Annotated in this window: 19 protein-coding genes and 1 pseudogene; 14 read left to right on the top strand and 6 right to left on the bottom strand. The window is 39.9% G+C overall.

Translation table 11 applies throughout. The features are described 5' to 3' along the window. Positions 1-84: 84 nt before the first annotated feature. The 4 genes from Q7O55_RS05465 to Q7O55_RS05450 form a co-directional block, all read right to left on the bottom strand. Positions 85-1185 carry a metal ABC transporter permease gene (locus Q7O55_RS05465; RefSeq protein WP_303929034.1) on the bottom strand — a complete coding sequence of 367 codons (1101 nt, stop codon included), beginning with the start codon at positions 1183-1185 and terminating at the stop codon, positions 85-87. Next, positions 1182-2147, bottom strand: a complete 966-nt coding sequence (locus tag Q7O55_RS05460) for a metal ABC transporter permease (RefSeq protein ID WP_303929033.1) — start codon at positions 2145-2147, stop codon at positions 1182-1184. Before Q7O55_RS05460 ends, Q7O55_RS05465 begins: the two co-directional genes overlap by 4 nt. Next, positions 2144-2875, bottom strand: a complete 732-nt coding sequence (locus tag Q7O55_RS05455) for a metal ABC transporter ATP-binding protein (RefSeq protein ID WP_303929031.1) — start codon at positions 2873-2875, stop codon at positions 2144-2146. Before Q7O55_RS05455 ends, Q7O55_RS05460 begins: the two co-directional genes overlap by 4 nt. A gap of 146 nt (positions 2876-3021) precedes the next feature. Beyond that, positions 3022-3963: a metal ABC transporter solute-binding protein, Zn/Mn family gene (locus tag Q7O55_RS05450; protein WP_303929030.1), complete on the bottom strand. Its 942-nt coding sequence runs from the start codon at positions 3961-3963 to the stop codon at positions 3022-3024. A gap of 462 nt (positions 3964-4425) precedes the next feature. Between Q7O55_RS05450 and Q7O55_RS05445 the strand changes: the two genes are divergently transcribed. The 6 genes from Q7O55_RS05445 to cooS all read left to right on the top strand — a co-directional run bounded on the left by Q7O55_RS05445 (position 4426) and on the right by cooS (position 12728). Beyond that, positions 4426-4803, top strand: coding sequence for an energy transducer TonB (locus Q7O55_RS05445; RefSeq protein ID WP_303929029.1), 378 nt, complete (start codon positions 4426-4428; stop codon positions 4801-4803). A 10-nt stretch (positions 4804-4813) separates the two neighbouring features. After that, on the top strand, positions 4814-5161 hold the full coding sequence (locus tag Q7O55_RS05440) for an energy transducer TonB (protein WP_105086886.1): 348 nt from the start codon (positions 4814-4816) through the stop codon (positions 5159-5161). Between the two features lie 229 nt (positions 5162-5390). Beyond that, positions 5391-7007, top strand: coding sequence for a PAS domain-containing protein (locus Q7O55_RS05435; RefSeq protein WP_303929027.1), 1617 nt, complete (start codon positions 5391-5393; stop codon positions 7005-7007). A 368-nt stretch (positions 7008-7375) separates the two neighbouring features. After that, positions 7376-9004 (top strand): phosphoenolpyruvate carboxykinase (ATP), encoded by a 1629-nt coding sequence (locus Q7O55_RS05430; RefSeq protein WP_303929026.1) that lies wholly within the window; start codon positions 7376-7378, stop codon positions 9002-9004. A gap of 230 nt (positions 9005-9234) precedes the next feature. Further along, positions 9235-10140 (top strand): LysR family transcriptional regulator, encoded by a 906-nt coding sequence (locus tag Q7O55_RS05425; protein WP_303929024.1) that lies wholly within the window; start codon positions 9235-9237, stop codon positions 10138-10140. Between the two features lie 404 nt (positions 10141-10544). After that, on the top strand, positions 10545-12728 hold the full coding sequence (gene cooS / locus Q7O55_RS05420) for an anaerobic carbon-monoxide dehydrogenase catalytic subunit (RefSeq protein ID WP_303929022.1): 2184 nt from the start codon (positions 10545-10547) through the stop codon (positions 12726-12728). Positions 12729-12897: 169 nt separating this feature from the next. On the opposite strand, the gene Q7O55_RS05415 is transcribed toward cooS, so the two are convergent. Continuing rightward, complete coding sequence (locus Q7O55_RS05415; protein ID WP_303929020.1) at positions 12898-13683, bottom strand: MBL fold metallo-hydrolase; 786 nt, start codon at positions 13681-13683, stop codon at positions 12898-12900. 161 nt (positions 13684-13844) lie between these two features. Here Q7O55_RS05415 and Q7O55_RS05410 point away from each other — a divergent pair, with 161 nt between their 5' ends. The 3 genes and pseudogenes from Q7O55_RS05410 to Q7O55_RS05400 form a co-directional block, all read left to right on the top strand. Then, on the top strand, positions 13845-14444 hold the full coding sequence (locus tag Q7O55_RS05410) for a TetR/AcrR family transcriptional regulator (protein ID WP_277282158.1): 600 nt from the start codon (positions 13845-13847) through the stop codon (positions 14442-14444). Positions 14445-14885: 441 nt separating this feature from the next. Then, positions 14886-15251 carry a hypothetical protein gene (locus tag Q7O55_RS05405; RefSeq protein ID WP_303929016.1) on the top strand — a complete coding sequence of 122 codons (366 nt, stop codon included), beginning with the start codon at positions 14886-14888 and terminating at the stop codon, positions 15249-15251. Between the two features lie 13 nt (positions 15252-15264). Then, a pseudogene (locus tag Q7O55_RS05400) lies at positions 15265-15885 on the top strand (IS256 family transposase); the annotation flags it as partial. A 161-nt stretch (positions 15886-16046) separates the two neighbouring features. Here the strand turns inward: Q7O55_RS05400 and bioB are convergent. Beyond that, a complete protein-coding gene (gene bioB / locus Q7O55_RS05395; RefSeq protein WP_004694042.1) occupies positions 16047-17075 on the bottom strand; it encodes a biotin synthase BioB in 1029 nt (342 codons plus the stop codon). 327 nt (positions 17076-17402) lie between these two features. Here bioB and Q7O55_RS05390 point away from each other — a divergent pair, with 327 nt between their 5' ends. From Q7O55_RS05390 to hemG, 5 genes are all read left to right on the top strand, one after another. After that, positions 17403-18674: a DNA repair exonuclease gene (locus Q7O55_RS05390; protein ID WP_303929014.1), complete on the top strand. Its 1272-nt coding sequence runs from the start codon at positions 17403-17405 to the stop codon at positions 18672-18674. Next, positions 18664-21546, top strand: coding sequence for an AAA family ATPase (locus Q7O55_RS05385; RefSeq protein ID WP_303929012.1), 2883 nt, complete (start codon positions 18664-18666; stop codon positions 21544-21546). Before Q7O55_RS05390 ends, Q7O55_RS05385 begins: the two co-directional genes overlap by 11 nt. Before the next feature lie 186 nt (positions 21547-21732). After that, positions 21733-22776, top strand: a complete 1044-nt coding sequence (gene hemE / locus Q7O55_RS05380; RefSeq protein ID WP_303929010.1) for a uroporphyrinogen decarboxylase — start codon at positions 21733-21735, stop codon at positions 22774-22776. Positions 22777-22780: 4 nt separating this feature from the next. After that, positions 22781-23680, top strand: a complete 900-nt coding sequence (hemH, locus tag Q7O55_RS05375; protein ID WP_303929008.1) for a ferrochelatase — start codon at positions 22781-22783, stop codon at positions 23678-23680. Next, a complete protein-coding gene (hemG, locus tag Q7O55_RS05370) occupies positions 23677-25293 on the top strand; it encodes a protoporphyrinogen oxidase (protein ID WP_303929006.1) in 1617 nt (538 codons plus the stop codon). Before hemH ends, hemG begins: the two co-directional genes overlap by 4 nt. The last annotated feature ends 72 nt before the right edge of the window (positions 25294-25365 follow it).

The following is a 25365-nucleotide window of genomic DNA, read 5'->3' as shown; positions in this document are numbered from 1 at the left end:
AGTTAAAAATAAAAGAGGCTGAAATCTTTGCAGAGCAGCATTGATTTCAGCTTCTTTTTGTTGGGAAAAGTATTGGTATTGTATTTAAATAATCTCTTTAACTTGTGCTATACCCTTATCAGTAAGCACGTAGTGTCCATTTGTCACATATAATAGACCTTGTTTCTTTAGCTGTGAAGCAGCTTGATGAGTATAATCAGGCCTCCAGTTCAAATGCTCATGAATGGTACCGATGCCGTTTTCAACGTGCGCGATAGGTGTATCCATATGTGTATAAATATGGCATAGCATCATCGTTTCCCGATAGTGGCGACGTAAGTGACGTTGACGGCGGTATGTGGCGATATAGCCTGTCTTCGGTGTTGCGATAACAGCGATAATCAGTGCGATACCGATGGTGGTTGCAATGGAGCCCGCGATGGATACATCCATGGTGAAAGCTACTTCCGTACCGATGACGGCACAGATAATACCGATGATGATACTGCTAGTAAGCATGGCTTTCACAGAGTCCGTCCATAAATAAGCGATGGCTGCAGGCCCAATCATGAGGCCGATGACGAGAATGGCACCTACCGCTTGGAACGAGGCCACAACGGTGAGGGATACCATGGTCATGAGTACATAGTGGATGAGGGCTGGCATAAAGCCGAAGAGTCCCGCTAGTAGCGGATCAAAGGTAGATAATTGCAATTCCTTGTAGAACAGCATGACTAAAATTAAATTGATGAGCGCCACGCCTAGAGAAATCCATAGCGATACAGGCCCCAAGTCGGTGCTGTTCACAATCCATCGATCAAAGGGGGCAAAGGCTATTTCGCCGAGTAATGCGGTATCTACATCGAGATGAGCATTACCGCTGTATAGACTGACTAGAATGATGGCGATAGAGAATAGAAGCGGGAAGATGATGCCGATAGACGCATCTTCGTTGACAAGCCCCGTATTGTGTATCATTTCCGTAAGCCATACGGTGCCTACACCAACCAAGGTAGCCCCGACGAGTAGAAATGGAGAGTTTAAATCTTCCGTCATAAAGAAAGCGAGCACGATGCCGAGGAATACGGTGTGTGTAATGGCATCGGCCATCATGGACATGCGACGCAATACGAGGAAGACCCCAGGGATGGCACATGCGATGGATACCGCAATGGCAATGAGCAATATCTCTGTATGAACTGTCATGGGGCACCTCCTATGCGAGGTTGTGCGTCCTCAAGTGCGTAAATACTTTGCTGTGCCTTGGATTTGGGAGCCCTTGTGGTTTCTAACAATAATGCGTGCTTTGACTGTCTATTTTTGCGGAACTGCCAGAGCATACCTCTGTTAGGAGCGAAGATGAGGCTCAATAATACGAGAATCGATAAAATGACGATGATAGCTGGACCTGTCGGTAATTTTGGGACCGATGTACTCCAGATAGTACCGCCGATGGCAGATATCATGCCGAAAAATCCTGCTAATATACACATGGTGCCCAGTTTATTCGTCCACTGTCTTGCCCCAACGGCGGGTGCAATGAGGAGAGAGCTAATCAAGATAGCACCTACCGATTGAATGCCGATGATGATGGTCATGATCAATAATGAACGATATAAAATAAGGGTGAAAGTGACGGGAATTTGTAGTGTTTTGGCGTACTCCACATCGAAGGAGATGAGCTTTAACTTCTTCCAGAATAATGCGGTTAACACGATGATGATGAGCGCCGCTGCAGATGTGATGTACACGTCACGCGCTAATATGGTGGCGGCCTGTCCAAATATGAATTTTGAAAGCCCCGCTTGACCAGCATTGTTTAAGCTTTGTACATAGGTGAGCAATACCATACCGAGCCCAAAGAAGGCAGAGAGTATGGTGGCTAAAGCGCCATCAAATTTGATTTTGCTGTTTTCTACTGTGATGGTAATGAGCCAAGCCGCAGTGATAGAGGATAGGGCAGCACCTGCGATGAGAACTTCGATGTCCTTGATGCCCGTCAGCAAGAAGGCAATGACCACACCGGGTAGTGCCGCATGAGATAGGCCGTCACCGATGAGGCTTTCCTTGCGAAGTACCGCAAAGGTACCAGCGATACCGCTAGCGAGGCCTAATAACGCCGTGCCGAGCAGTACCATTTGCGTCGTATAGGATTGGAGTATGGTCATACAATCCTCCTCTTGCCGTAGGTGCGCTCAATAGCTTCGTCCGTAAATGTATCTGCTACGGGGCCATAGGCGACAGTTTGTTTGTTTACCATCGTTACCCAATCGAAATATTGGGGCACCGTATTTAAATCGTGGTGGACGACGATAACCGTTTTGCCTCGAGCTTTCATTTCTTGTAAAAGCGAAATAATAGCATGCTCTGTGGTTTTATCGACGCCCTTGAAGGGTTCGTCCATGAGGTAAATATCTGCCTCTTGGACGAGAGCTCTTGCGAGGAAGACGCGTTGTTGTTGTCCCCCTGAAAGCTGGCGAATTTGTCTGTCCACATAGTCGCTCATACCCATTTTTTCAATCATGGAGAGGGCGAGTTCCTTATCCTTTTTGCTAGGTCGCTTGAACCAACCTAGATGACCATAACGACCCATGAGTACTACATCTAGTACGGTAGTGGGAAAGTCCCAGTCTACGCTACCACTTTGAGGGACGTAGGCGATTTTCTTGTAATCATTTTTGTCCATTGCTAAGTGGTGATCGATATAAAATTTTACACTTCCTGAGATAACTGTTAGTAGGCCGAGCATGGCCTTTAATAATGTGGACTTACCGGCACCATTAGGGCCGACAATGGCCGCTAAGGAACCGATGGGTACCTTCATATCTACGTCCCATAATACGGGTTTTGTCGTATATGCTACGGTCATATCTTCAACTTCAACGGCCCATTCCATGGAAACCTCCTTGTATTAATGAGTGCTACTGGCTGTGAATTGCTAGTAGCACATGTACTTACAATAACAAAGTAAATTTGAGTCTATTTAAGTTAGTATACGTAAATTTAATTTGTCTTATTTAATTAAGAAAATCTAGCAATTGATTATTTAAGTGCTTTGGTAATTGTATCAATATTGGCTTTCACCATACCGATATATGTGCCACCTTCAGTGCCTTCAGAGCCGAGGGAGTCAGAGTATAATTCGCCGCCGATGGAGACGTTCCAACCTTTAGCTTTAGAAGCTTCTTGAACGGCTTCAATTGTTTTGTGAGGTACAGAAGACTCTACGAAGATGGCTTTGATCTTGTGGTCTACGATGAATTGAACAAGGTTATTCATATCTTGTGTACCTGCTTCTGTGGCAGTGCTTACACCTTGCAAACCTTTTACTTCAAAGCCGTACGCACGAGCAAAGTATTGGAATGCATCATGAGCTGTTACAAGTACGCGAGATTCTTTCGGAATCGATTCTGCTTGAGCTTTAACGTACGCATCAGTTTCATCTAACTTAGTAAGATATGCGTCATAGCGTTTTTGGTAATCTTCTTTATGGGCCGGATCGGCTTTAGCAAGACCTTCGTATACTGCTTTTGCTGCCAGCTTCCAGTTAGCAACGTCAAACCAAATATGAGGGTCTTTTGTTTTTACACCATCTTCTTCGTCAAAGTCGAGCAATGTAGCTGGATCAATGGCATCAGATACGCGGATGGTCGCTTTATTTTGCTTTGTTAGATTATCGAAAATGGAGCCCATTTTACCTTCCAAGTGAATGCCGTTGTATACTACAACATCCGCCTTAGACATAGCTGTTACATCGCCTGCACTCGCTTGATATAGGTGAGGGTCTACACCTGGGTCCATGAGACCTTGAACGGTTACATGATCACCGCCGATTTCTTTTACTAAATCCGTTAACATCGTTGTAGTGGCTACGACATTAAGTTTTTTCTGACTATCTTGGGCTGTGTCTTTTCCGCAGCCTGCAAGGGCAAATACTATAAGTGCTAATGATACGACGACTAATAAAATTCGATTAAATTTCATAATAAGCCTCCTTTTATAGATACTAAATTTAAAAACATTAATGACCTTGTTTGAGAGAAATATTTTGTTCTAATAATGAAATAATTTGAAGAAGGAGAATATCTCTCTGAATTTAAACGGAAAAATAGCCGCTACTAACGTAGCGGCTAGTGGCAGTTATACGGTCTTCTGCTAAGGTCAAAATAATCTAGGGAATAAGTGCTTGTAGATGGTTAGGCCCAACGAGGGCAACGATACCAAGTACCATCATGACCTTCATTTGAATACGCTTTCTACGTCTCATGATGAACCTCCTTTGTGTAGTTTTTTGTCATATCAACTTGATATGTGAGTCCGAACAGTTATCTTGAGTTCAATATATCATAAATGAGAAATTTTATCAATAAGAATTTATTCTTTTAATATTCATCTTTATTTAGTATGATATTATGCATAGGTAAAAGGTTAATAAGGAGGCTTCTTATGAATAAATTATTCCGATACGCTGCTGCAGCAGTACTCGTTGCATCTTTTGGCATGTTAAGTGATTATACAGCCGATGCAGCGAAGTTTTTAGAATCTCCAAGAGAGGTTACTATTGTAAAACCTGAGTTGCCTGAAATCCCTCAAACCGCTACGGTAGCGCCTGATATGCGCGTACGCTTCTTGATTGATAAAAAAGGTAATGTTAAAAATGTTTTCGTAGAGCGCTCTTCTGGATATGCTCCCGTTGATGAAGCAGTAAGAAAAGCAATTTTGCAGTGGAAGTTTACCCCTGCTATTGGCACAGATCAAAAGGCACACGAATCCATTATTGGGATGACAATTACTCTGCCTAAGCAAGCTGTGAAAGCTAAATAAGGAGAAAACGATGAATAAAGTGTTGCGTTGTATTATCTTAAGCTCATTGTTTGTAATGAGTATGGTAGCTTCTGTGTTGGCAGCTCCATATGATCCACCAGTAGCTATAGCTACACCACCTATTGACCGAGCATTGCTCGCTGCCTATGGTGAAGCTGCTCATGGTGCAGATATACGTTTTACTATCAGGGAAGATGGTTCTGTAGGGGATGTTGAAGTTGTCTCATCTAGTGGCTCTAGTGCTCTTGATGCAGCCATTGTTGATACTATTTCTAAATGGAGATTTAGTCCTGCCACAGATTCTAATGGTAAACCTGTAGCATCTTCTAAAACTGAATATATTGATTTTAAAAACTAATTAAAGGCACTCATACAGAACTGCACTCCAAAAATTGGACACAATTTTTGAAGTGCAGTTTTTGTATGCCAAAATATTCTAAAAAATAAAGTAAGGTTATTCTTTTTCATAACATTGGATTTGTAAATTTTAAAAATAAATCGAAATTGTATCTGTAGCAACTGAAAATTACTTTCAAAATGATATAATAAAAACATAATTATAGATTAGCCCGTGGAGGTATAAGCATATGAATCCATTAAAACAAAAGCTAGATATTAACAATGAACGTTACAGAATTATTGTGTCCATTAAAGAAGATTATTTAGATGGTAAATTGTCCTTAGAAGAGGGCAATCGCATTTTAAAAGAGAAACTAGGTACTTGTACACCTGATGAGTTTGCCTATGCAGAGCAAAGCTTGAAAGGTGTTTACAAGGACGAAGAAATCCTAGAGAAAATGGACGATCTCTTAGATCTATTTGATGGCGTTTTTGTGCGTGCTGAAAATGAGTATCCTGAGAACCATCCGTTGAGGGCATACTTGGAAGAAATCAACGCTGTTGAAAAGGTAGCCCTTGAAGCAGATGAATTGTTAAAACAAGAGAAGTTTATCAAAAATCCGTGGCTCGGCGTTTTTGATTCCTTAGCAGAGTGGAGAACTCATCTATCTCGTAAGCAAAATCAACTGTATCCAATGCTTGAGGACCACGGTTTTGACCGCCCAACGCGCATTATGTGGACCTTTGATGATGCTGTGCGCGATGCTATCTCTGCATCCTATGCATTGCTTCGGGAAGATAAATACGAAGAATTCCTAGCGTCTGTGCCAGAAACTTTGGCGAAATTACGGGATTTGAATTCTAAAGAACTAGAAGTCTTATTGCCAACGTCTTATAAATTGTTGAGTGACGAAGAGTTTGTTCGGATGAGTAAAAATGACCATGAAATTGGTTATGCTATCATCAATGCGCCAGGTTTATATGTAGTGCCAGGTATTAATGATTCTGCGGCGCAATTGAATGGCAATAATTCAGCTCAAGGTGGTGCTGTATCTAACGAATTTTTAAATGATTTAGCCGGCTTGCTATCTAAATATGTAGGTCCTGTTGGTGGTGCACCTGTTGGTAAGGATGCAGTCCTCGATGTAGCCACAGGTAAATTGACATTAGAGCAAATTAATTTGTTGTTCCGTCATTTACCAGTAGATTTATCCTATGTAGATGAAAATGAACTAGTTAAGTTCTACAGCGATACGGCACATCGTATTTTCCCTCGCAGTGCGAACGTTATCGGCCGTGAAGTGAAGAATTGTCACCCCGCAAAATCGGTTCATATAGTAGAAGAAATCGTAGAGAAGTTCCGTTCTGGCGAACAAAGCCAAGCGGAATTCTGGATTAATAAACCAGGCTTGTTCATCTATGTTATCTACACAGCAGTGCGCGATGAAAATGGTAAATTCCGCGGCGTATTGGAAATGATGCAAGACTGTACTCATATCCGTGAACTTGAGGGGGCCCGTACATTGTTGACTTGGGATAAAGCTGATTTTGTAGGCGATGGTGGTAAAGAAAAATCCTTGGCTCAAGAGGCAGCAGAAGAGGTAGAAGAAGAACCACTAACAACTGATGCAAATGGTCGATTCCATATCGATGCAAAAACAACATTATCTAATCTAATTAAACAATGCCCGGATATTGTAGATCATTTGATTTCTTTAAATCCTAAATTTGAGAAATTAAAAACACCTATGGTAAAAATAATGACTAAGGTAGCAACAATTAAGATGATTGCAGAACGCGGTGATTTTGAGGTAGATGATCTAATTAGCAAAATCGATGCATTTATCAATAAAGATAAGAAATAATTGTATTTTTTAAACGTGAAAGAGGCAAGTGCTTAGGACCTGGCCTCTTTTTCGTTTTGCTATTTGACTAGTTGATTTGTAAATATAACTAGTTACTTTGTAACTATGTCTAGTTTTTAAGGTGTTCTATTGCATACTAATAGTTTCATACCGCTAGGTATTAATTTATTACATTACAAATGTGTTGCACTAATTCAAAATAAACATACATTAATTTCCTATAAATCATCTGTTTTATGTATACAAATTTGATTGAAAAGGGTAAAATAGAAAATAATGAAAGTATTTGCCTAAGCAGTGTTTTCATGTACAAGATTACTTTTACAAGAGAAATTACTAATATATTTAAAGGTGAGGATCTAGATACTATGTCTACAAGACGCGTTTGGAAGCAAAGTGAAATCAAAACAAACCCATTATTTTCTATGATGCGCAGTACAATTGAAACTGCATTCTATGGGAACAATGTAACTCCTGTAACATCTGTGGCACAAGCGTATCAATTAGCCTCTGAAGAGCCAGGTGTTATCATCCTCGATATGCCAGTATTTAAACCGTTAGAGCAAGGTTTGCCAGCTGATGCAAAGGTTCTTGTTACAAACGATGGTAAAACTACTGGCCGTTATGCTAAAGCTCGCCGTATTATTGGCGATGAAGGCATAGATGAAGTTGAACTCGCTAACATTGCACGCGATGCAGTATATGATAGCCGCAATAAAGAGTGGATTTCTGCGGAATCTATCGTTGGTCTTGATAAAAAATTCACAGCTCGTGCTCATTTGATGATTCCAAAAGATCACGCGTCTATTTTGTATTCTTGGCTTATGAACTTCAAGTTCTTTGATGCGACTGTAAAAGAATTCTACAACGATAGTGTAGATATTCCAGAAGGCGATATCTATATTTACTCTGATCCTGACTATGTTGTGCCAGGTCATCCAGGTGGTCTTGCTATTTTTGACCCTGCTCATAACTGTGCCATGATTCTAGGTATGCGCTACTTCGGGGAGCATAAAAAAGGTACGCTTACACTTGCGTGGTCCTTGGCAAACCGCTTTGATTATGTTGCATGCCACGGCGGTATGAAACGTTACAACCTTGAAGGTGGTAAAACATATACTATCGGTGTATTCGGTTTGTCCGGTTCCGGTAAATCCACATTGACTCATGAAAAACATGATGGTCGATATGATATTTCTATCTTGCATGACGATGCGTATGTTATCAATACAAACGATTTGAGTTCTATTGCTCTTGAACCTACATACTTCGATAAAATGCAAGATTATCCTGTGGAACATCCTGCTAATGAATTCTTGTTAACACTACAAAACGTAGGCGTAACAATGGATGAAGATGGTCGCAAGGTTGTATTGGCCGAAGATGTGCGTAATAGCAATGGTCGTGCTATCAAATCTCAATTCTGGACGGATAACCGTGTAAACTACGTTGGTGAACCTGTTAATGCCATAGTATGGCTTATGAAAGATAAAACTTTGCCACCAATCCTTAAAATCTCCGATCCTGTATTGGCGTCTACAATGGGGGCAACGCTGGCAACTCGCCGCTCTACGGCAGAAAAACTGGATGCTCATGTCGATCCAAATGCACTTGTTATCGAACCTTACGCAAATCCATTCCGTACATATCCATTGGTTCGTGACTATGAAAGCTATAAAAAACTGTTCTGCGAATGTGGTGTTGAATGCTACATCATGAACACAGGCTTCTTCTTGGAAAATAAAATTCCTAAAGAAGTTACTCTTGATTTGTTGGAACGTTTGGTGGAAGGTACATTAGAATTCAAACCATTCTGTGAATACGAAAATCTTTCCTATGTAGAGGTACCAGGTTTTGAACCTCCATTCGAAGTACGTGAATACCATCACCAATTACACCAAGCTTTCGAATTCCGTTATGACTATGTGGAAAAACTTAAAGGTCATAAAAACGAATTGCCTCAAGAAGTATTGGATGTACTTAAGTCCTTAATGTGATCTAAAAATTAAAAAGGGCTGTAATAGAATGTGGTTCTATCGCATCCTATATGTAGTTCGTTTACCTTATAAGACATACCAAGAAATTTAGCTTTGTAAGACACTAAATTTCTTGGTATTTTTATTTTTCCCCATGTATATGTAACATATATTTTAGTAATGTATAGCTATAATAGAAATAATGTTTTATTATAAGACTTGTATACGGACATAGTTATAAGGACTTGTATATGGACATAAAAGACATTAAATATATTAGTACCATCGTTGAGATGGCATCATTTTCAAAGGCATCTAAAAAATTATATATTTCTCAGCCGGCGTTGAGTCAGGGGATTCGTCGTATTGAAGCAGAGCTAGGAGTTACGTTATTTGTTCGTGATCGCACAAAAGTCGTGCCAACTGCTGCGGCGTTACAAGTTGCAAAAGAGGGCATGCCGTTAGTTTTAAAGGTGGAGGCTTTAACGCAATCTATCATTAATCAAGGCACAGATGTAGCCTATCATGTGCGTATCGGCTTGTCTCAATTCTATGGACATCATATGCTTGGGAAAACATTGAAAAGCTTTCAACAGATTGAACCTTCTTGGGAGTTCCATGTTGTAGAGGGAGAATCTCACTTTTTGGAACAGCAAATTTGTGATGGCTTAGTAGATGTAGGATTATTTCCAACGCCGATTTATTCTCAGGACCTTGAAAGTTATCCCGTTTTAGATGAGCAGATTTTATTGGCCATTAGTGTGGAAAACAAGAAGGCCATAGATATTGCAGATTCTCTCATGACTAATGATGGAATTCGAGAAATTGCACCCTTTGGAGCATTTCCGTTTATTTTGCTAAGAGAGGGACTTAAATTGCGGACGTTGGTAAACCGTCTATGTCAAGCGGAATCCTTTGTGCCAAAAGCCGTAATTGGCGCTGAAACTTTAGATTCATGCCGGTCCTTGGTAGAAGATGATTATGGTATTACATTCTTACCGAATACTCTTAATAGCAAGGGGGATGACGATAAGGTTAGATTCTATCCTCTTGCATCGAAACTTTGTTTCCGTCAATTAGTTTTTGTGGCGAGGTCTGATAGGGCAAAACGTTTCCATTTATCTGAAGTAGCACATATTATGCAGCAATTTTTGTAATGTATAGATATAAAGATATTTAGGTGGCATATCCTGAGGGGGTAGAGCATATTAATGAATTAATAATTAATAAATAAATTAATACGTAAATCAATCAATAAATAAATTATAGAGGCTAATTCCTGTAAAGTTTAGGAATTAGTCTTTTTTGTTTATGAAAAGAAACTGAAAGAATCGAATTTAATAAATATTGTAATTATCATATTCTTAGATGTAGATGTGTCAAAAATTTCTCAAATTTTAATTGACAAATGTCCTTTCAGAAAATATACTTATGGTAGTTTAAAACATATTTAGGAGATAGGATTTAAAAACCATCATTGTAGTGGATTTAAATATAATTAAAAGTAGAATATGTTTTTGTTATTATTGGTTGGCCTATGTAGGTCCCTAGGAGGTTTCAAATGAGTAAAGATGTGGAAAACAAAAATACCCATGACCATAATCATGGTGAACAACATGATCATGGTCACAATCATAATCATGAACATCATTGCCACTGTGGCGGTCATGATCATCATGGTCACAATCACGATCATCAACATGACCACAATCATGACCATGGTCACGACCATAGTCATGCAAAGGCTCTTCCGACGGATAAATGGGTGCCACACACTCATGAACCAGGGGTACCTCATGAACATGGCGTAAATGACTATATGAAAGCCGTTGCTGAGTATCGTAAAACATGGCCTACAAAACAAAATGTTATTGAACAAACACCAGATCCTGCGGTACGCGAAATGATTCTTCGCATGGAGCAAATCGGTTGCGATACAGTATTTGACCGTTTTGATAAACAACAACCACAATGTACATTCGGTATTGCCGGTGTATGTTGCCGTATCTGCTTCATGGGTCCATGTAAAATTACACCTAAGAGTCCTCGTGGTGTCTGTGGTGCCGATGCTGATCTTATCGTAGCGCGTAATATGACACGTGCTGCTGCAGGTGGTTTGACTCAACATGGTGCGCATGCTCGTGAAATCTTGATTTCTTTGAAAGCGGCTGCTAATGACCAATTGGATATGCCAATTTTGGGGGAAGAAAAAATCCGTACTGTATGTAAAGCTTTCAATATCCCTGAAAAAAATCGTTCCTTAAAAGAAGTGGCAAATGACTTGGCAGATGTTCTATTAGAAGATTTGAGCCGTGCATTACCTGGCGAATATAAAACAATTACTGCGATGGCTCCTGCTGAACGCCGCGAAGTTTGGAAAAACTTGGATATCTTACCTATTTCTGCATACAATGAAGCCTTCGATGCATATCATCGTACATGCGTAGGTACTGATGGCGATTGGGAAAGCAACATGAAGCAATTCTTACGTTGTGGCCTTGCTTTCACATTCACTGGCGTAGTGGCAGCGGATATCGCAACAGACGCATTATTCGGGCAAGGTGGTCGTCGTACTTCCAAAGTTAACATTGGTGCCTTGAAAAAAGGGTATGTTAACATCGCTGTTCATGGTCACTTGCCAACATTAGTATCTCAAATTTGTACAATTGGTGCCTCTGAAGAATATTTAGAAAAAGCGAAAGCTATCGGTGCCAAAGGCATCCAATTCTATGGTATTTGTTGCTCTGGCTTGTCCAGCATGTACCGCTACGAAAACGTTATTCCATTGTGTAATGCTATCGGTGCAGAACTTGTACTTGGTACTGGCGCACTTGATTGCTGGGTAGCTGACGTTCAAGACGTTTATCCTGCTATTATGGACGTAGCACGTTGCTTCAACACAAAAGTTATCACTACATCTGATGCAGCTCGTTTACCAGGTGCAGAACACATTGGTTACGATCACCATCACACTAACTTGGCTGAAACAAAAGAATTGGCTCGCAAAATCTTGGATCGCGCTCTTGAAGCTCATGAATTGCGTAAAGGTATGCCTGTATTCATTCCGCCATACGAAATTACTGCTGAAGTTGGTTTCTCTCCAGAATCCACTGTTAAACATTACGGTTCCTTCAAACCATTGGCAGAGGCTTTAAAATCTGGTAAAGTTCGTGGTATCGTAAACGTAGTAGGTTGTTCCAACCCTCGCGTTATCTACGAAAAAGCAACTGTAGATATCGTTGATACACTTATTAAAAATGGCTGTATTATCCTTACAAACGGTTGTGCATCCTTCCCATTGATGAAACTTGGCTATTGCAATACAGATGCTAACAAGAAATGTAGCCCTGCATTGCAAGAGTTCTTGGGTGATGATCAACCACCAGTATGGCATGTGGGCGAATGTGTAGATAATGCACGTTCCTCCGGCATCTTCGGTGGTATTGCTGCAGAGCTCGGCCTTAATTTACCACAATTGCCATTTGCTATGTCTAGCCCTGAATGGTCTAACGAAAAGGGTATTGATGCATCCCTTGGCTTCCGCTTGATGGGGATTAACTCTTATCACTGTGTTGAGCCACCTACACAAGGCTCTGATGCCGTTACAAAATGGCTTAAAGAAGATACTAAGGATATCTTAGGCTCTGTTATGTATGTAAATACGGATCCTGCTAAAGTAGCTGAGAAAATCTTGGCAGATATCGATGAAAAGCGTGCTGCTTTAGGTTGGGCTGAAGTAAAATAGTTTATCCTTTGATAGATTATAATTTGTAGTTAAGTATAAAAACACCCTCTATAGATCTTATAGTTATTATGACTATTAGAGTTAAGAGGGTGTTTTTTATTGTTTGTGGATAGATTTTTTACTAGTCTTGTATTAGCCGTAGTATAATGTACTAATTGTTTTAGACCTATTAAAGTGTGATGGTTTCACCATCTTCAGGCACTGCTACATGGCTTTCAATGTTGGTGCCTTTGATAAATTTGCGCACATCCTTACGACTTGTTGCAGTATGATTAACTGTATCCATGTGAACCGCAATGATTTTAGCCTCTGGTTTGCGTACCACCATGCGGCCAATATCTTTTGTACCCATAATAATACTATCTTCAAAGCCTAAAATTTGAGCATATCCAGTGTTCATAATAATAACGTTAGGGTCGAAGCGAAGGAGGGCCTTCTCTACATCACTTGTCCAAACTGTATCGCCTACAAGGTACACAGTTGGTTCGTCTGCTGCTTCAAAAATAACGCCCATCGCATCGCCTGCTAATGGTGCGAGAACTGGATTGGCATACATTTCTACAGTGCCGTGTGAGCCACCTGTTTTTCTTAATGTGATACCATTAAACTCCAGACTTTCAAAAATGATGCGTACATCGATAAAGCCTTGTGAAGTAATAAGTTCTTTGTCCGCTGTATTTTGTACAAAAATAGGAAGTGATTTTGGAATAGAATTGATTGCCGTATCATCCCAATGATCAAGATGTGTATGTGTAACTACTACTGCTGTTACATCGTTTAATAGCTCATCCATTGATACAGGCAAATCAATTATAGGCATTCTTTGCTGGTAGTTAAATGTTCCTTCAAAGCCAGGATAAGTATCTTTTGGTGCTAAGAATGGATCAATAAGAAATGTTGTGTTTTTTATTGTTAATTTTCCCGTTGCATTTCGAATGTGAGTATATTGTGTCATAGTTATCTCCTTAATTGAATTATTATTGATTTAATTGAATAGATTATTATTTGTAATCTCTAGAATTAGTGTACCTTGTTTTGTTATACTAGTCTCAACAATAATTAACACTCTGTTTATTAATAGACATATTGTATAAAAGTGTCTATATTGGAGGTTTTATGATAACTCGAAAAGAAATGACACGTATGTTGTTAAAAGAAGGGTTGCTTAGTTGTTTAAAGAACCATTCTTTTGAGTCTATAACAGTAACATTGTTGTGTAAAACGTCAGGTATAACTCGTTCTACTTTTTATTTACACTATAGTAATATCATGGAGATTGTTGATGATTTAGTGGATGATGCAATCGCTTATTCAAAGCCAGGAATGGTAGATAACAACAATTTACAAACTATAGCTAACACCTTATCAGCTGCTTCTAATTCTGTTTCGTTGAGAGAAGCATACGATTCTATTTTTGATAGATTGCCTTTATGTCAGCGTATTATACGACATAAAAAGTATTTACCTTTATTTTTAGATGAACAAATTTCAGAATATGTATTAAAACGCATTATACAGTGTGAAAAGGATCGACAAGGGCTTATTATGGCAGAAGCACTTGGGGTTTCATTTGATGTGGGCGTATCTATTTTTTTATTTTTAGTACACGGACTATATGCCGTTAATAAACAATATAAGTGGTCTCAGAGTGATCAGTGGTTAGAAGCTCAGCGTATTATTTTCGAATTTGCTTATCGTGGGTTACAAAGTAAATAGTATGTATACTCATGTATTTTTATATCTTATAATTTTATTTAGCCAACGAAAAAAGGACTCCATTGGGAGTCCTTTTTTCATGTAAGGGGAGTGTTAGTATTAATATCAAATGAAACATGTATTTAAACAAGTAGTAGGTTTGGGGTTAGTATTACTTGTCGGGAGATAAATACACGTACGGCAACCAGGGAATTGTTACCTCTATCTATCATTTGACATTATTATTATAGGAATGGTAAATGAGTTAAAAATGAAGAAATTTAATAAATTTCTTTAAATTTCTTATATTTGTAAAAAACATGGTAATTAATTTTAATTATTGTTGATAAATATGGGACAATTTTGGTATTATATAAAGGAGAAGTTGTATATTTTATAAAGGTTTATCCACATTAAGCTTTTATAAAATATACAGCTCGATAGCATGAGAGGGGTAGTCATATGAGTAAAATATTCACCATATTAACACTTTTGTGGCTATTCAGCATAGGGGGGACTACTAATGCAACGGACTGGTACTATGTTGGACCAGATGCATCAGGAAACCAATTATTTATTGACAATGACAGTGTACAGAAGAGTGATTACGATGCGCTTTTGTGGCTGCGAGTTAATGAACTGGGTGGCGACGAATTGCGATATAAAGTTTATATCAGTAGATATAATCGAACCATGGAAACATTGAAGGTAGATGCGTACATGTCAGACGGGACGCCGTATGAGAATGTAGAATTTAATGAGAATCCTGAGCCCATTGCAGAGAACACAAATGGTCAAGCCATTTATATTTTATTATGGGGCTTATAGGACAGAATGTGTTGTTTTTAATGCATTTCAACAAGTTAAGCGCTATACAACGACACGACCTAAAAGTATTGCTGTAAATGAATTATATGGGTTAGCAAAAGCATTATTAGTCATAAAAACACAGGATCAAGCTACCTTTTGGGTTCAAAATCTAATGTCTTGGAAAATACGGCATAAAGTATTTTTAGTGGAAACAACAATAGATGAATATGGGACAATACGACCCAAGCATGAACGTCTAATAAAGGCAGAAAATTCCTTAGTTAAATTAATCAATAAAAATCTGTTATTTACCTATTTAGACGAATCCTTAGAATTTGAATGTCCTGCTACAAATAATCGAATTGAAGGTGGAGTTAACGCACAATTACGCGCTATGTTACGTAATCACCGTGGGCTGTCCATTGAAAGACGAATAAAAGCGGTGTTCTGGTGGTGCTATATGCACTCACCGAACCCGCTTTCATTTAAAGAAATACTTAAGGTTATGCCGATCAATAAAAGTATCTCTGACATCTATAATACCATGATACTACAATCTAGGTTAGAAAGTTCAATTTCAACATGGGGTGATGCCATTATTTGGAGTGATTTACATAATTATGATCAATCTTTTTTCAATTCATGGGATTAAATTTGCAACACGTTTTGTCCTATAACCCTATTATGGAAATAAAAGAACCATCTAGTACAGCAACTAGATGGTTCTTTTTATGTGTAAAATATTTATAAAGCATTAGGGAATATTTTATATACTACATCCTCTAGATGTAGAGAATGGTATATATGAGGTTTTTAGACTTGAGCTGTATTGCGAGTCAACTCCAAGTCTTGAATCATTTGGAGATCGTCTTGAGGTGAACGACCGCCAGTAGTTAAGTAGCCACCAACCATGATACCGTTTAGGCCACCTTTTAGAGCATAAGCTTGTAAGTCTCGTAGATTTACTTCGCGGCCACCTGCAGTCCGTATCAATGCGTTTGGCAAGATGAAACGGAATACGGCGAAGGTACGTAAGATATCCAATGGACGTAAAGCTTCGTTGCTTTCAAATGGAGTCCCTTTAACAGGATTCAAAATGTTTAATGGCACGGAGTCAATATGTAAACGTTTAAGTTCGAACGCCATTTCAACACGTTGTTCTAATGTTTCGTTAAGACCAAGAATGCCGCCAGAGCAAACACGGATGCCTGCTTTTTGTGCATTATCTATGGTAAACATTTTGTCTTCGTAGGAATGTGTAGTACAAATATCTGGGAAGTGACTAGGTGCCGTTTCGATATTGGAGTGGTATCGAGTAACACCAACTTCTTTTAATTTGAGTGCTTGTTCGTAAGTTAACAACCCAAGGGAACAGCAGATTTCAAGACCAATTTCATTTTTGATACGGCCTAATACATGGATGATTTGATCAAATTCATCAGGGTTATTAGTATTACGACCACTTGTTACGATGGAAAAACGAATTGCACCAGCCTCTTTAGCTTTACGTGCTGCTTGGAGAATGCTTTCTTCATCCATGAAAGGATACTCCTGAACGCCTGTGTTGTGGTGTGCGGATTGAGCACAGAATTTACAGTTTTCAGGACATTTGCCGGACCGAGCATTAACAATGGCACATACATCCACAGAATTATCATTGAAATGTTGGCGAATTTTATCAGCCATAGCGAGTAGAATCATGGTATCATCATCTGAAGTATGAATCAGCTCGATTGCTTCTTCTTTTGTAATTTCGCCGCCGTTCATGATGCGGTTTGCAATGGTAAGAATTTTTTCGTATGTACCCACTTGGGATGGTTGTTGATCTATAGGCAAAGCCATAATAGCCTCCGGTGAATTGTTAACTTAATAAAAACATAATATATTGACAATTTGATTGTAAACGTTCACGCATAAATTGTCAACTTAATATATGAATTGGTTAACAAAAATAATAACATGTTATGGTTCATATCTTATGATGAAAGAATATGAGCTTATCTTATAATTTATATTTATTAATAGTTAAGAGAAGTTTAGTTTAACTATATCTTTTTGATGCTAAATGATAGTTATTTTTAACTTATCTTTAAGGTTTTGTAGTATAATAAACTATTGTAATTACTATATATAACTATAATAAAAATATTAATGGAGGAGTGGATATAGATGCAGCCGTTTCGATTTATACACTGTGGTGATCTGCATTTAGGGGCACCCTTTCAATATGCTACAGGTATTAGCAATGCTGTTGATCGCGCCGTAAGTGAAGCAACCTATGTAGCCTTAGATAAAATTATTGATACTGCTATTACAGAACATGTGCATGCTGTCGTAATAGCTGGGGATATTTATAATAGCGAAGACCATAATTTAGAGGCTCAAGTCCGTTTTGTGCGCGCCATGTATCGCTTGGCTGAGCATCGTATTGATGTCTATATGGTACAAGGTAATCATGATCCTGCTGAAAGCTGGAAAGCGCAACTGCAGATGCCAGATAATGTCCATATATTTTCTAGCGAACAGGTACAGCGTTTCCCGCTCATCGTTAACAATATAGAAATTGGTGGCGTATATGGCATTAGTTGTGGTCATGGTAATGAAAGCGACAACTATGCTCGTCAATACAGAGCTTTTGAACGGGATGAGTTTTCCCTTGCTGTCATGCATGGTACTGTAGGTTCTAGTGTAGGCTCTGAAAATCATAATGTAACAGGACCTTGTAACTTAACTGATTTAACAGAGGCTGCCATGGATTATTGGGCATTGGGCCATATTCATAAATCTCAAGTTCTTAGCGAGGAACCTCTCGTAGTTTATGCGGGTAATTCGCAAGGATTGCATCGTAAAGAACATGGACCTAAAGGATGTTATCTTGTATCCGTATCTCATAATGGTCATTGTGATTTGCAATTTATCGACACTTGTGCAGTCCGATTTGAGGAAATCAAAATCGATATTGCTGGCATGCAAAATGAAACAGATTTCTTAGAGATTTTGCGGCATAAAAAAGAAAACTTGCGAAAGCAACATAAGAAAAACATCTTGCTATCCCTTGTTTTGTCCGGAACGGGACCTCTACATCGCCTATGTACGCAAGAGGAGATTCGAAAACTATGGTTGCAAGAGTCTCAAAATGAAGAGAAAGGCAAATCTATATTCGTTATGCCTTACCGTATTATTTCTAATACACGACCTAGTATTAATCTAGTTGAACGACGTTTATTAACAGATGTAGTAGGTGATTACTTGCGTGCTTATGACGATATGGTAGATGGAGATGCGATACAGACTGCGCGTCAAATCATGGCTAATCGTCCTGAATTTAAGCGCTTAGGCGCATATGCCGATTTATTGAGTGATGAATTATTGGCACGAGCTTTGAAACGTTGTGAAATTGAAGGTGTTACTGTGTTGATGGGGGCTAATGATGAACATTAAACGTATACGATTTGATGAATTTGGCCCGTATCGCGACTGGTCTTTCACCACGGGTGACAATGGAGTTCAACTCATGTATGGCCCTAATGAAAGTGGTAAAACATCCTTGCTCGAAGGGATGCGCACCTTGTTATTTGGCGGTACTCATAAGGCTTATGGCCCTATGACGGGGGCCCTTGATGTGGACCGTAATGGTGAAAGTTACTATATCGGTCGTAAGGGTAAGCAGTTAGACTTTTACAGCCCTGGTCATCCTGCCATCCATGAAGAGCCAGCTCAACATTGGTGGCATGGCATCGATAAAAAAACATATAACCGCATATTTGCGTTAACATTAGACGATCTACAAGGCCTTGATGTATTACAAGAGGTAGAGGTTCGTTCTCGATTCTTTGGCGCCGAAGGGGGAGAACACTTAGGTGGAGCTGTTAAGGATGTTGAAAAAGGGGCTACAGACCTACTTGTAGCATCCTCAAACGGTAAACGTCGCATCAATGTATTGATGGATGAGCTTAAAGAAAACCGTCAAAAGTTGAGTCAGTTGGCGGAGCATGAAGCGCAATATGTGGAATTACAAACCGTCTTTCACAGTACGGAGCAAACCGAAATGGAATTGCAAAATCAGTTGAAAGAATGGAAGGAATATCGGGATGGTATCGATGTAGTATTGCGTGCGTGGGATACGTATCGTCGCAGTGAAGAGGCGCGTATGCACATGCAGCAGTATAATAGTGAGCTCGCCTTGAGTCGTGATGAGTTCCTACACCTTGATGAAGAAATTAAACGGGCTCGCGACAATATGCAGTTATGGCAGGAAAAGGAAGCGGCATTGATGCCCGCTAACTTTAGTCCTGATAGCCCATTTGGAACTTACGGCCAAGATATTGAAGATCTTATTCAACAAGGTGCTAAATGGGAGCAATTACGCCGTGAGTGCGAAGAAGGCGATGTGTACATCCGTAAGGTTAGAGAACAATTAGAGTTTTCACGCACCTTACATTCTGCGTGGCGTCACGATGAGCCAATGGCAGAAGACATCAATTGGTTTGATGGAGAACGTTTGGCAAGTCGTTTGCGCACCGCAAAAGAACAACTTTTACATTGGCAAGACCGCAAGCCTGCAGAGGCTACCGATGAGGTGCCGACGGCGAACCTTGACGGTGCAACTTTACCTAACTTTAGTGAAGAAGAATTAGCTAAAAAAGAATATTTAGAACGTGAATTAGATCGTATCTTAATGGATATAGATCAAGTAGAGGCTAGACGGAATAGTTATGGTTCAGATGCACAGCCCACAATTCTGCCAAAATGGCTACAACGCATTAGTGGTATAGGTGCTGTTATAGCTGTATTGGTAGTATTAGCAGGCCTGTTGGTTCTTGAATCTGCATTATATACTATAGGTGGTTTTATTTTCTTGATTCTATCTATGGGGCTATTCTGGTATGCTACCTGGAGGCTTCATAATGGTAACTCTGATGTGTCTAAATTAAACTATGAGTTACAAATTTTATCTTCCCGTAAATCTGATGTAGAACATCAGCTAGAGGCTTTGATCAAGGCTGCTACACCTACAGTGAGCCCTGTACCATCCTTAGAAGGAGAGGCACATCTTGAGCGTTGGATTCAGGAAGGGCATATCTTACAAGGTATTTATGATGAAGCCCTCGCAGCATGGCAAAACTGGTTACCGCAAGGGGCGGCTAAGAGTCTCGATGAAGATGATTTCTTTGGTCTCAAACATGAATATGATCAATATCATGAGCAACTACGTACTATAGAAGGCTATGAAAAGCGTTTAGCGGAGCATAAAGAAGGTCTACGCATTATTGAAGACCAAGCGATGGCTTTGTGGTATAACCTTGGAATAGAGTCACCAGTATCTCCTACGGAATTAAAACGTATTTATAATCAATATAAGAACTTTCAACAAAATAAAATTGTATGGGAACAAAAGGAAGCACAACGTAAAAGCTTCCGCAATGAATACGATAATTGGCATCGTAAGGAAAAAGAGCTACTTCTTCGTCAACAAGAACTGCTCCATAAAGCTGGTATGGAAAGTTCCAACGAGTATCGTCAACATCTTATCGATGAGGACCAATATAAACAGTGGCAAACTATCTACAAGCAAAGTCAGGTACAGCTGGATTTACTTGCTCCTGATGCGGAGAATAAAGACCTGTTCTATCGTCGTTTGCGAGAAGGCAACAAAGATAACTGGTTAGATGAATTGGCTCACTCTGAGCGTGAAATAGCCTCTATTGAAGATAAATTGGCTACCTTGTACGAGCGCCGTGGTCAAATCGTTGAAGCAATGCGTACACTTGGATCTGACCAGGAGCAACACCAAATGTTGCAAGAACGAGAGGCTTTACAAAGTGAATTAGAGTCTGCTCTCGAAGATTGGGCTACGCAAGTATTGATAAGCCATTGTATGGATAAGGCTCAACAATCGTATGAACAAGAAAAACAACCTCATATGTTAGAGCTTGCCTCCTCTTATGTTGAAAAACTAACTGGTGAGAGGTATACGCTTGATATTCTAGGCATCAATAAAGGGGTAGCACTTATCAACAATAATGGGGAACGACTAGAACTTAAATTTTGGTCTAGTGGCTTAGCTGATCAAGTGTACTTGTCATTACGACTCGCCCTAGCTAAGGTATTCTCTTATCAAGTGGAGTCCTTGCCGATTATCTTGGACGATATTCTTGTGCGCTTTGACGAAAATCGTCAACGTAGTGCTTTAGAATTATTGGCTGAGCTTGGGAAAAATCAACAGATTTGGCTCTTTACTTGTCAACGCTCCGTATATGATATGGCTCAATCTATTATGGGCATCGATTGCCATAGATTGAGTCGTAGCTAAATAAATTTCAGACTTGAATTAAAGACTCAGTCAAATTAAAGTGGTAATGAAATAATAATCCCTGTGGAGGCATATGCTTTCACAGGGATTATTAAAGAATAAATAATGTAAGTGATTGTAACTAAAGTAACTGTTTTGGTTACCATAGTGTGTTAGTATACATTTAGAACGAAAGGGGTTGAGTACTTGAACACAGCTTATTTGGACATGATCCAAGGGAGGAACCCGGGTGTAACGCCTGTGTGGTATATGCGTCAAGCTGGCCGTAGCCAAGCGGAATATCGCAAAATCAAAGAAAAATATACATTATTTGAAATTACAAAAGAGCCTGAGCTATGTGCTCGTGTTACGGAATTACCTGTTAAGGAATATGGCGTCGATGCGGCGATTCTCTACAAAGATATTATGAGCCCAATGGTGGCTATGAATGTAAATGTAGAGCTCAAGGCTGGTGTGGGGCCTGTATTTAGCACGCCTATCCGCTCTATGGCTGATGTGGATAAATTAGAAACCTTTGATCCTACAAAGGTAGATTATATTGCGAAAACGATTACATTATTAACTTCTGGTATGCTCGACGTGCCGCTCATTGGTTTCTGCGGGGCACCGTTTACTATTGCGTCCTACCTTATCGAAGGGGGCCCAACAAAGAATTACAATAAGACTCGCGGTATGCTCATTGGTGCTCCAGATATGTGGAATGCATTGATGACAAAACTAGCGGACATGTCCATTGCGTACTTGTCCATGCAAGCCGAAGCGGGTGCTAATGCACTTCAAATCTTTGACTCTTGGGTAGGTGCTGTTAATGCAGACCAGTATAAACAAGGAATTTACCCTCATATGGAACGAATCATAAAGACTGTGAAAGCTAAATATCCTCATTTGCCAATGGCCATGAATGGTGTTGGTACGGATCATTTGGTGTCTATTTGGTCTCACTTGCCTTTAGATGTCATTGCCCTTGATTGGCGTAGTTCCATCGTTATGGCAAACGAGCGCGGCGTAACACAAACGGTACAAGGTAACTTAGATCCGGCGTATTTGTTCGGAGACGAAAAAACATTGGCCCGCGAAGTAGATCGCATCTTGCTCGACGGTGTTCGCTATGGGCGCCATATCTTTAATTTAGGTCATGGCGTATTCCCTGAGGCAGATCCTCAAAAACTCCATTGGCTAACGGACTATGTGCATGAACGTAGTCGTGAACTTTGGGCTCAAGAGAGGTAAATTAGTGAAAGTAGAAAAAAAGGGATTATTATTCCTGTCTTATGGTAGCCCTTCAAGTAAGGATGATTTAGTACCCTATATGACGAGCATTCGTCGTGGCCGTGTACCAACGGAAGCAGAGCTTACAAATCTCACTAAGCGTTATGATACAATCGGTCAATGGGAAAATGTTGAACTCCAAACTATGGCAGAGTGCCAATATAAAACCTTGCTTACTCTGTTGCCAATTATGCCTTCCGCTATTGGTTTTTTACATATGAAACCATCCATTGCAAATGCGGTTGACTCTTTAGTCCAGCAAGGAGCGGAGCATATTATCGCTATTGTAACAGCTCCATTCTTTACCGCTCTCGGTACAGGGGCTTATGAAAAACAAGTACAAGCAGCTATTTCAAATTATGATAATGTGACATTCGACTTTATCCGTTCCTGGTGGGACCAACCAACTTTCAAGGAATACTGGGTAAAAGCACTTTCAGAGTGTGTGCATAATGCTAAAGATGTATTCGTTATTTTTAGTGCGCACAGTATACCGCTCATTAATAATCATGGTGGCGATTCGTATGCGTTAGCTTTAGAGGAAAGTGCTAAAGAGATTGCTGAACATTGTAAATTACCGAAATGGACTGTAGCATGGCAAAGTGAGGCTCCTCATGGTCAATGGTTGGGCCCTACTGTAGAGGATGCAATCAATGAAGCCTTACAAACTGATGCTACTCGCATTGCTTTTGTACCATTTGGGTTTGTAAGTAATCACGTTGAGGTACTGTACGATAATGATGTGGAGTGTAAAGAACTCGTTGAAGCAAAGGGCGCAACATATATGCGTGCACCCATGCCAAATTGTAATGAAACATTTTTACAAGCAATGGCGAGTGCAATAATAGAAAGGATTCATTCGTGAACGTAACAATTGTGGGCGGTGGCTTAACAGGGCTAACAGCGGCTTATTATCTAGGTCATGCAAAGCCGGAATGGACCATTACTCTTTACGAACAAGCACCACGATTTGGGGGGAAAATACAAACGCAACGTGTGGATGACTTCGTAGTGGAACTCGGTCCTGACTCTTATTTGGGTCGTAAAACAGAAATGACAGATCTCGTGCATGATCTTGGGTTAGGAGATACCCTTGTGTCTAATGAAACAGGTCAAGCCTTTGTGTATGATAAGGGCTCTATCCACCCAATTCCGGGCGGCTCCATCATGGGCATTCCTACGGAAATGATGCCCTTTGTGAAAGCAACGCTCATTTCCTGGCCTGGTAAATTGCGTGCTGGCCTAGATTATTTTAAGAAACCATACCAACTCGATAAAAATGGGGATGTATCCATTGGTCATTTTTTCAAATACCACTTAGGACAAGAAATGATGGATAAACTCATCGAGCCCCTATTAGCGGGTATCTATGGTGGCGATATTTATAAAATTAGTCTATTGTCGACATTCCCTCATTTTATTCAAGTAGAACAAAAATATGGGAACATGGTGAAAGGTATGATGGCTGCTAAGATGAGTCACTTCAAAGCCGGTGTCTCTAAGGCCACCAAAGGGGCTGTTACTGAAGGGGATGTTCCTCGAGCTGGTAAAGGTACTATGACGGACCGTCAATTTGAAAGTCACGAAGCTAAGACTAGTCAAGATAGTTCGGCTAGTAATAGTGTAAACAATTCTAGTCATATGACAAAGACTAGTTCTAATCATCAGTCTGCTAAGACACAAGCGGATATGGAAAGTCGAAAGGGTACTGCTGCTCAATCCGGCATGTTCCGTCAATTGACAGGTGGACTTGAAAGCGTGATTACTGCTATTGTCAAGGCTATGCCTAGTAATGTACACTTGCATACAGGTGCGCTAGTTTCTGATATTCGATATATTGATGGTGTATATGCAATCGATGTAGTGAAGTCGTGTAACGATTCTTGTGGCTGTCAATCTACGGCAGACCATGTGATTATCACTACACCGCCGGCAACGTATACGAAATGGTTTAAGGATGATGCGGGTTTTGATTTCTTGCGATCCATGGAGCAATCTAGTTGCGCCATTGCTATTATGGCCTTTGATAAAAGTACCTTTGATGGTGATTTAAAAGGATCGGGTCTGCTTATTACCCGTAATACGGATACACCTCTTACAGCGTGTACCATTCTTAATCAAAAATGGCCTCAAACTACCCCTGATGATAAGGTGGTTTTGCGTGTCTTTATTGGTAAGCCAGGTAATGATGTAGTAGAACGACTCAGTGAAGAGGAACTTTCAGAATTGGCAGTCAAAGAAATTCAACATATTATGAATTTTTCTGCCAAGCCAGAGTGGGTGCGCATCAATCGTCTCATTCACTGCATGCCTCAATATAATGTAGGCCATCGTGCAGGTATTAAAGTCGTACGTGAACATGTAGCCGAGCAGTATCCAAATCTACACCTCATCGGCACACCTTTTGATGGAATCGGGATCCCTGACGGTGTAAAACAAGCAAAAGAACTCGTAGAAAAACTTGTGAATGACAAGTAAAATAGTGACTTGCTTAAAAGAGTTAGTATAGTATTAAGCGACATAGGATTATCTCAGCCTAAAAACAGTAAT

Origin of the sequence: Veillonella parvula (assembly GCF_945949885.1) — a bacterium.
Taxonomy (GTDB): Bacteria; Bacillota; Negativicutes; order Veillonellales; family Veillonellaceae; genus Veillonella; species Veillonella parvula_B.
This window is presented reverse-complemented; position numbering and strand designations above follow the sequence as displayed.

Bases quoted from the DNA above. Each gene is read 5' to 3' on its own strand.
- Q7O55_RS05465 (WP_303929034.1), bottom strand. From the start codon at position 1,185: ATGACAGTTCATACAGAGATATTGCTCATTGCCATTGCGGTATCCATC.
- Q7O55_RS05460 (WP_303929033.1), bottom strand. From the start codon at position 2,147: ATGACCATACTCCAATCCTATACGACGCAAATGGTACTGCTCGGCACG.
- Q7O55_RS05455 (WP_303929031.1), bottom strand. From the start codon at position 2,875: ATGGAATGGGCCGTTGAAGTTGAAGATATGACCGTAGCATATACGACA.
- Q7O55_RS05450 (WP_303929030.1), bottom strand. From the start codon at position 3,963: ATGAAATTTAATCGAATTTTATTAGTCGTCGTATCATTAGCACTTATA.
- Q7O55_RS05445 (WP_303929029.1), top strand. From the start codon at position 4,426: ATGAATAAATTATTCCGATACGCTGCTGCAGCAGTACTCGTTGCATCT.
- Q7O55_RS05440 (WP_105086886.1), top strand. From the start codon at position 4,814: ATGAATAAAGTGTTGCGTTGTATTATCTTAAGCTCATTGTTTGTAATG.
- Q7O55_RS05435 (WP_303929027.1), top strand. From the start codon at position 5,391: ATGAATCCATTAAAACAAAAGCTAGATATTAACAATGAACGTTACAGA.
- Q7O55_RS05430 (WP_303929026.1), top strand. From the start codon at position 7,376: ATGTCTACAAGACGCGTTTGGAAGCAAAGTGAAATCAAAACAAACCCA.
- Q7O55_RS05425 (WP_303929024.1), top strand. From the start codon at position 9,235: ATGGACATAAAAGACATTAAATATATTAGTACCATCGTTGAGATGGCA.
- cooS (WP_303929022.1), top strand. From the start codon at position 10,545: ATGAGTAAAGATGTGGAAAACAAAAATACCCATGACCATAATCATGGT.
- Q7O55_RS05415 (WP_303929020.1), bottom strand. From the start codon at position 13,683: ATGACACAATATACTCACATTCGAAATGCAACGGGAAAATTAACAATA.
- Q7O55_RS05410 (WP_277282158.1), top strand. From the start codon at position 13,845: ATGATAACTCGAAAAGAAATGACACGTATGTTGTTAAAAGAAGGGTTG.
- Q7O55_RS05405 (WP_303929016.1), top strand. From the start codon at position 14,886: ATGAGTAAAATATTCACCATATTAACACTTTTGTGGCTATTCAGCATA.
- bioB (WP_004694042.1), bottom strand. From the start codon at position 17,075: ATGGCTTTGCCTATAGATCAACAACCATCCCAAGTGGGTACATACGAA.
- Q7O55_RS05390 (WP_303929014.1), top strand. From the start codon at position 17,403: ATGCAGCCGTTTCGATTTATACACTGTGGTGATCTGCATTTAGGGGCA.
- Q7O55_RS05385 (WP_303929012.1), top strand. From the start codon at position 18,664: ATGAACATTAAACGTATACGATTTGATGAATTTGGCCCGTATCGCGAC.